Raw genomic sequence first — 8729 nt, forward strand, 5'->3', positions numbered from 1 at the left:
CCCTCCGGGACCGGGGGCGGCAAGTCCGGCCGCAACCGCCGGGGCCGCGCCTCCCCCCGGCCCGTAGTCATAATCTTGCGTGGAATCGGGCGATTTTATCCATTTCGACCGGACTTGAGCGACGCCCGGCAATAAACATGATCCCAACCCGACACGCAGGTCGTATTGCCGCTTGTGCCGCTGTTTGAAATCTGTCAAATAACGGCCTGAGAAAGGTCAGCATCGCTGCCCTATCCAACAGGACCCCGGAACAGGGGCGTCGGGGAGGACTTGAGGCCCCGAGTTTGCATGCCGGACCGGTTGCGGATTTCATCCGTCGCCCGTGCCGGTTTCCCGTGTCACGATCAGCGACCCATGTCGCAGAACGAGGTGGATGATGAGCACGCAGCGGATTGGTGCGATGTCGGGTGAGGGGATCGAGGCGCGGACGAATCGCGCCACGAAAGCCAATGTGCCCGTCCGCGTCAAAAACCGCACGCGCGCCGTGATCGACCCTGGCCTGCCCGAAGCGCAGGGCCTCTATGACCCGCGCAACGAGAAGGATGCCTGCGGCGTCGGCTTCATCGCCGACATGAAGGGCCGCAAGTCCCACAAGATCATCCAGGACGGCATCCAGATCCTTCTGAACCTCGAGCATCGCGGCGCCGTGGGCGCCGACCCGCGTGCCGGCGACGGCGCCGGCATGCTGGTGCAGCTGCCCGACGCCTTCTTCCGCAAGGAGGCGTCCAAGCTCGGCTTCGACCTGCCCGAGCCCGGCCGCTATGCCGTCGGCTTCATCTTCTTCCCGCGCGACCCCGAGGGCCAGACCATCGTCCGCGAGGCGATCGAGAAGGTCATCGCCGACGAGGGTCAGGTGCTGCTCGGCTGGCGCGACGTGCCGACCGACAATTCCTCCCTCGGCGAGAGCGTCAAGCCGACCGAGCCGCTGCACAAGCAGATCTTCGTCGCCCGCGGCGCCGACGTGGAATCGGAGGACGATTTCGAGCGCCGCCTCTTCGTGCTGCGCAAGGTCATCTCCAACCTCGTCTATGACCTGAACGACCCGCGCACCCGGGGTTACTACCCCGTCTCGCTGTCGTGCCGGACCATCGTCTACAAGGGCATGTTCCTCGCCGACCAGCTCGGTTCCTACTTCCCCGACCTGCACGACCCGTCCTTCGAGAGCGCCATCGCCCTCGTCCACCAGCGCTTCTCGACCAATACCTTCCCGGCCTGGTCGCTCGCCCATCCCTACCGGATGGTCGCCCATAACGGCGAGATCAACACCCTGCGCGGCAACGTCAACTGGATGGCGGCGCGGCAGGCGAGCGTCGATTCCGAGCTCTTCGGCAATGACATCTCCAAGCTCTGGCCGGTCTCCTATGAGGGCCAGTCGGACACCGCCTGTTTCGACAACGCCCTCGAATTCCTCGTCCAGGGCGGCTATTCGCTCGCCCATGCGGTGATGATGCTCGTGCCCGAGGCCTGGGCCGGCAACAAGAGCATGGATGAGCAGCGCCGCGCCTTCTACGAGTACCACGCTGCCATCATGGAGCCCTGGGACGGCCCGGCCGCCATCGCCTTCACCGACGGCCGCCAGATCGGCGCGACGCTCGACCGCAACGGCCTGAGGCCGGCGCGCTGGTTCGTCACCAAGGACGACCGCATCATCATGGCCTCCGAGATGGGCGTGCTGCCCGTGCCGGAGAGCGAGATCGTCCGCAAGTGGCGCCTGCAGCCCGGCAAGATGCTGCTGGTCGATCTCGCCGCGGGCCGCATCATCTCCGACGAGGAGATCAAAGCCGAGCTCGCCGCCTCCAACCCCTACCGGGAATGGCTGGAGCGCTCCCAGCTCATCCTCGAGGACCTGCCGCCCGTCGAGCCGCGCGCCTCGCGCACCGACGTGCCGCTGCTCGATAAGCAGCAGGCTTTCGGCTACACCCAGGAGGACGTGAAGATCCTGCTGGCGCCGATGGCCACCACCGGCCAGGAGGCCGTGGGATCGATGGGCACCGACACGCCGATCTCGGCGCTCTCGTCGAAGTCGAAGCTGCTCTACACCTATTTCAAGCAGAACTTCGCCCAGGTGACGAACCCGCCGATCGACCCGATCCGCGAGGAGCTCGTCATGAGCCTCGTCTCCTTCATCGGGCCGCGGCCGAACCTCTTCGACCTCGACGGCACCTCGCGTCGCAAGCGCCTGGAGGTCCGCCAGCCGATCCTCACCAACGAGGACCTGGAGAAGATCCGCTGCATCGGTCACCGCGAGGATTCCTTCGACACGAAGACCCTCGACATCACCTATCCCGCGACCAAGGGCGCCGCCGGCATGGCGGAGGCGCTGCAGCTCCTCTGCGACCGTGCCGAGGCCGCCGTCCACGGCCGCTACAACATCATCATCCTGTCCGACCGCATGGTCGGTGCCGACCGCATCCCGATCCCGGCGCTGCTCGCCACCGCGGCGGTGCATCATCACCTCATCCGCAAGGGCCTGCGCACCGCCGCCGGCCTCGTCGTCGAGACGGGCGAGGCGCGCGAGGTGCATCACTTCTGCTGCCTCGCGGGCTACGGCGCCGAGGCGATCAACCCCTATCTCGCCTTCGAGACCATGGAGGAGCTGCACGCCAAGGGTGAGCTGCCCCCCGAGGTCGACGCCCACGAGGTGGTCAAGCGCTTCATCAAGTCCATCGGCAAGGGCATCATGAAGGTGATGTCGAAGATGGGCATCTCCACCTACCAGTCCTATTGCGGCGCCCAGATCTTCGATGCCGTCGGCCTGTCGGACGAGTTCGTGGCCAAGTATTTCACCGGCACCGCCACACGCATCGGCGGCGTCGGCCTGCCCGAGGTCTCCGAGGAGACGGCCAGCCGCCACACCTCCGCCTTCTCCGACGATCCGACGCTGAAGACCGCGCTCGAGGTCGGCGGCGAGTATGCCTACCGCATCCGCGGCGAGGATCACGTCTGGTCGCCCGAGACGGTCGCCGCGCTGCAGCACGCGGTGCGCGGCAACAGCCAGGACCGCTATCGCGAATTCGCCCGCCTCATCAACGAGCAGACCTCGCGGCTGCAGACCATCCGCGGCCTGTTCCGCATCCGCTCGGCGGAAGAGGTCGGGCGCAGGCCCGTGCCGCTCGACGAGGTCGAGACCGCCGCCGTCATCGTCAAGCGCTTCGCCACCGGCGCCATGTCCTACGGCTCCATCTCGCGCGAGGCCCATACGACGCTGGCAGTGGCCATGAACGCCATCGGCGCCAAGTCCAACACCGGCGAGGGCGGCGAGGAATCCGAGCGCTTCCAGCCCCTGCCCGACGGGCGCTCCATGCGCTCGGCCATCAAGCAGGTCGCCTCCGGCCGCTTCGGCGTCACGACGGAATATCTCGTCAATTCCGACATGATGCAGATCAAGATGGCCCAGGGCGCCAAGCCCGGCGAGGGCGGCCAGTTGCCCGGCCACAAGGTCGACGCGGTCATCGCCAAGGTGCGCCACTCGACGCCCGGCGTCGGCCTGATCTCGCCGCCGCCGCACCATGACATCTATTCGATCGAGGATCTGGCGCAGCTCATCTACGACCTCAAGAACGTCAACCCGCGGGCGGACGTCTCGGTGAAGCTCGTCTCCGAGGTCGGCGTCGGCACGGTGGCGGCCGGCGTCAGCAAGGCGCGCGCCGACCATGTCACGATCTCGGGTTACGAGGGCGGCACCGGCGCCTCGCCGCTGACCTCGATCAAGCACACGGGCTCGCCGTGGGAGATCGGCCTCGCCGAGACCCACCAGACCCTGGTGCTGAACCGCCTGCGCTCGCGCATCGCCGTCCAGGTCGACGGCGGCCTGCGCACCGGCCGCGACGTCGTCATCGGCGCCCTGCTCGGCGCCGACGAGGTCGGCTTCGCCACGGCGCCGCTGATCGCCACCGGCTGCATCATGATGAGGAAGTGCCACCTCAACACCTGCCCGGTCGGGGTCGCCACCCAGGACCCGGTGCTGCGCAAGCGCTTCAAGGGCCAGCCCGAACACGTCATCAACTACTTCTTCTTCGTCGCCGAGGAAGTGCGCGAGCTGATGGCCGAGATGGGTTTCCGCACCATCGACGAGATGGTCGGCCAGATGCAGATGCTCGACCGCCGCGAGGCCGTTGACCACTGGAAGGCCAGGGGGCTCGACTTCACGCGGCTCTTCCACAAGCCCGCCGTTCCCGCCGAGGTCGGCGTCTTCCATTCCGAGACGCAGAACCACCACCTGGAGGCCGTGCTCGACCGCAAGCTGATCGCCGAGGCGATGCCGGCCCTCACCGAGGGCAGGCCGGTCGTCATCGAGACCGCCATCGGCAGCGTCAACCGCTCGGTCGGCGCCATGCTGTCGGGCGAGGTCGCGACGCGCTTCGGCCATACGGGCCTCGCCGACGACTCCATCCACGTCAAGCTCACGGGAACCGCCGGCCAGAGCTTCGGCGCCTGGGTCACCCGCGGCGTCACGCTGGAGCTGGAGGGCGAGGCCAACGACTATGTCGGCAAGGGCCTGTCGGGCGGCAAGATCATCGTCTACCCGTCAGCCGAAGCCACCAGCCTCGACGTCGACAATTCGATCATCGTCGGCAACACCGTGCTCTACGGCGCCATCGAGGGTGAGTGCTACTTCCGCGGCATCGCCGGCGAGCGCTTCGCCGTGCGCAATTCCGGCGCCATCGCGGTGGTGGAAGGCACGGGTGACCATGGCTGCGAGTATATGACCGGCGGCGTCGTCGTCGTGCTCGGCCAGACCGGACGCAACTTCGCGGCCGGCATGTCCGGCGGCATCGCCTATGTGCTGGACGAGGAGGGCGACTTCGCCCGCCGCTGCAACATGGCCATGGTCGAGCTGGAACCGGTGCCGGAGGAGGACGACCTCCTGTCGCGCGTCTACCACCAGACCGGCGGCCTCGACAGCCACGGCCGCGTCGACGTCATGAGCGACATGAGCCGCTTCGACGCCGAGCGCCTGCATCAGCTGATCGCCAACCACGCCCGCTACACCGGCTCCAGGCGCGCCAGGGACATCCTCGACCGCTGGTCGGAGATGCTGCCCAAATTCAGGAAGGTGATGCCGGTCGAATACCGTCGCGCTCTTCAGGAAATGGAACAGGCCCAGCGTCCGCTCGCGCTGGCAGGAGAATAAGACCATGGGGAAGGTAACCGGTTTTCTGGAAGTCGACCGTCAGGACCGTCGCTATGCGCCGGCCGGCGACCGCATCCGCCACTACCGTGAATTCGTCATCCCGCTGAGCGAGGAAGGCACCCGCAACCAGGCGGCGCGCTGCATGAGCTGCGGCATTCCGTTCTGTCACAACGGCTGCCCGGTCAACAACCAGATCCCCGACTGGAACGACCTCGTCTACAACGGCGGCTGGCGCGAGGCCTCCGTCAACCTGCACTCGACCAACAACTTCCCCGAATTCACCGGCCGCGTCTGCCCCGCGCCCTGCGAGGCGGCCTGCACCCTGAACATCGAGGACACGCCGGTCACCATCAAGACGATCGAGTGCGCCATCGTCGACCGCGCCTGGAACGAGGGCTGGGTCACGCCGGAACCGGCCAAGGTCAGGACCGGCCGGAAGGTCGCCGTCGTCGGCTCGGGCCCCGCCGGTCTCGCCGCCGCCCAGCAGCTCGCCCGCGCCGGGCACGACGTCCATGTCTACGAGAAGTTCGCCAAGGCCGGCGGCCTGCTGCGCTACGGCATCCCCGACTTCAAGATGGAGAAGCGCCTGATCGACCGGCGCATCCACCAGATGGAGGCCGAGGGCGTCACCTTCCATTACAACGAGCATGTCGGCGCCACCCGGCCGGTCGACGAACTCACCGCCGCCTATGACGCGGTGCTGCTCACCGGCGGCTCGGAGCACCCGCGCGACCTGCCGATCCCCGGCCGCGACCTCGAGGGCGTCCATTTCGCCATGGACTTCCTGCCGCAGCAGAACCGCCGCGTCTCCGGCGAGCCCATCGGCACCAACGAGCCGATCCTCGCCTCCGGCAAGCACGTCGTCGTCATCGGCGGCGGCGACACCGGCTCGGACTGCATCGGCACCTCGGTGCGCCAGGGTGCCCTCTCGGTGACCCAGCTCGAGATCATGCCGAAGCCGCCGGAGAAGGAAAACAAGTCGCTCGTCTGGCCGCTCTGGCCTTTGAAGATGCGAACCTCCTCCAGCCACGAGGAAGGCGCCGAGCGCGACTTCGCGGTGATGAGCTCCGAGTTCACCGGCCAGAACGGCCGGGTGAAGAGCCTGAAGTGTGTCCGCGTCGACGACAAGATGCAGCCGATCGCCGGCAGCGAGTTCGAGCTGAAGGCCGATCTCGTCCTGCTCGCCATGGGCTTCGTCAACCCGGTCCATGCGGGCATGGTCGAGAGCCTCGGCGTCTCGCTCGACGCCCGCAAGAACGTCGCGGCCAACACCAACGACTACCGGACCTCGGTTGAGAAGGTCTATGCCGCCGGCGACATGCGCCGCGGCCAGAGCCTCGTCGTCTGGGCGATCCGCGAGGGTCGCCAGGCGGCCCATGCCATCGACAAGGACCTGATGGGCACGACCACCCTGCCGCGCTGAGCGGCGGGGCGGGATGGTCCACCCGGTCCGAAGGCCCCACCCGCACCCTCCCCGCTCCGCGGAGAGGGGGACTCTGGCCTCCCGCTTCCTGTCGACCGGTACACCTGGCGCGGCCGATTTTCAAAGCGGGGCCGGTGAGCCAGGCGCTCCGGACCCGACCAGATCGCGACGTCATAGCCCCCCTCTCCTCGCGCCAGCGAGGGGAGGGTAAGGGTGGGGCCCTTGGCTTCAGGGCATCCCCGGCTGCCCGCACATGCAGGAAAGCCTCTTGCGGCAGGCGCCCTCCCGGGCTTGTCATGCGGGTGCCTGCAGCCAGCCATCCGGAAGCCACACCATGTTCTTCGCAAGCGACAACGGCCTCGGTGCCTCCGACAAGGTGATGCAGGCGATCGCCGCCGCCAATGGCGGGGCGCGTCTCGGCTACGGCAACGACGACGCCACCAAGGCCGTGGTCAGCAAGCTCTGCGACCTCTTCGAGCGCGAGGTCGGCGTCTACATGGTCGCCACCGGCACCGCCGCCAACGGCCTCGCCCTCTCCACCCTGACGCCGCCCTGGGGCATCGTGCTCTGCCACGACGAGAGCCATGTCATCGAGGACGAGTGCTGCGGGCCGGAATTCTTCACCGGCGGCGCCAAGCTGGTCGGCATTCCCGGCCGCGGCGCCAAGATCACCGCGCCGGCGCTGGAGGCGGCGATCGTCGGCCTCGGCCGCCGCGTGCCGCACAATGCGCCGATCCATGCCCTATCCATCACCCAGTCGACCGAACTCGGCCAGGTCTATTCCGTCGCCGAGGTGACGGCGCTGTCCGCCATCGCCCGCGCCAACGGCCTCGGCGTCCACATGGACGGCGCCCGCTTCGCCAATGCGGTGGCCGCCCTCGGCTGTTCGCCGGCGGAGATCACCTGGAAGGCCGGCGTCGACGTGCTCTCCTTCGGCACCACCAAGGGCGGCGGCCTCGCCTGCGAGGCGCTGATCTATTTCGATCCGGCCAAGGGCGCCGAAATGGTCCGCCGCCGCATGCGCGCCGGCCATCTCCTCTCCAAGCACCGCTTCCTCGCGGCGCAGATGGAGGCCTTCCTCGACGGCGGCCACTGGCTCAACCTCGCCCGCGACGCCAATGCCGCGGCGGCACGGCTCGCCGCGGGCCTCGACGCCATCCCCGGGGTGCGCCTGCCCCTCCGCCCGCAGGCGAACGGCGTCTTTCCGATCATGCGGCAGGAGATCGTCGATGCGCTGAAGGCCGAGGGCGCCGCCTTCTACCCCTGGCCGGACAAGGGCCTGCCGGAGGCCGAGCGCGCGCGCGCGGGCGAGGTCATGATGCGCCTCGTCACCAGCTTCGCCACCCGCGACGAGGACATCGAGCGTTTTCTGGCGGTGGCGGCGCGGGCAGCGGCACCGCTCGCGGCGGCGTGACCGGCATCGACCACAACGGACACGCGCCCGCCCTGAAATCGCCGTTCTCCTTGCCGAAAGCTTGATGCGGTTCGGGGGAAGAAGGACACGATCGCGTGCGCCACATCATGTTCATGACGGCGGCCGCCGCCGCCCTCTCCGCCGGTCTCGGCCAGGCTGCGGCCGGCCCGCTCGCCGCGGGGCCCCTCGCCGCGCCCGTCCCCGCGACCGCCCTGTCCGTCCAGTACTGGGGCGGCGGCGGATGGGGCCCGCCGCGCGTCTATGAGTATGACGATGAGCCGCCGGTCTATCGCCGCCGCTATGTCGTGCCGGACGACGAGGACATTCTGCCGGCCTCCGAGGCCGTCGCCATCGCCCGCTCCATGGGCTACCGCGCCATCAGCCGGCCCCGGCTCGCCGGCCGCGTCTGGGTCGTCGAGACCGTCGGCGGCGCCGGCCAGCGCGCTCGCATCACCATCCACGCCTATAGCGGCGCGCCGATCAACATCCGCGAGTTGGAACCCGGCGGCCAGCGCTTCCCCACCCCGCCGGTCTGGTCCGACGAGCGGCCGGGTTTCGGCAATGCGCCGCGCCCTCCGGTCCAGCGCGAGGGTCGGCTCGATCCCGACAGCTTCGAGCGTCCCGAGCGCCCGGCCCGCCCGGTGCCGAACATCACCGCCCGCGTCGTGCCGGTGCCGACGCCGCGCCCGAACATCGAAGGCGATCTGACGCCGCGGCCGCAGATCGTCCCGCCTGTCCCGCCGGTGGCGCTCCCGCCC

4 protein-coding genes are annotated in these 8729 nt (G+C 68.7%); all 4 read left to right on the top strand.

Translation table 11 applies throughout. The features are described from left to right. Nucleotides 1-376 precede the first annotated feature (376 nt). Entirely contained in the window at nt 377-5134 is a 4758-nt protein-coding gene (gltB, locus tag Q8O26_RS05585; protein ID WP_305574316.1) for a glutamate synthase large subunit, read from the top strand. 4 nt (nt 5135-5138) lie between these two features. Then, the gene (locus Q8O26_RS05590; protein ID WP_305574318.1) at nt 5139-6557 is read left to right on the top strand and encodes a glutamate synthase subunit beta; all 1419 of its coding nucleotides are present in this window, start codon (nt 5139-5141) and stop codon (nt 6555-6557) included. A gap of 334 nt (nt 6558-6891) precedes the next feature. Further along, the gene (locus tag Q8O26_RS05595; RefSeq protein ID WP_305574320.1) at nt 6892-7971 is read left to right on the top strand and encodes a low specificity L-threonine aldolase; all 1080 of its coding nucleotides are present in this window, start codon (nt 6892-6894) and stop codon (nt 7969-7971) included. A 95-nt stretch (nt 7972-8066) separates the two neighbouring features. Further along, nucleotides 8067-8729, top strand: a 663-nt coding sequence (locus Q8O26_RS05600) for a hypothetical protein (RefSeq protein WP_305574321.1), incomplete at its 3' end; no start/stop codon positions are given.

The organism is Phreatobacter sp. (assembly GCF_030691135.1).
Taxonomy (GTDB): domain Bacteria; phylum Pseudomonadota; class Alphaproteobacteria; order Rhizobiales; family Phreatobacteraceae; genus Phreatobacter.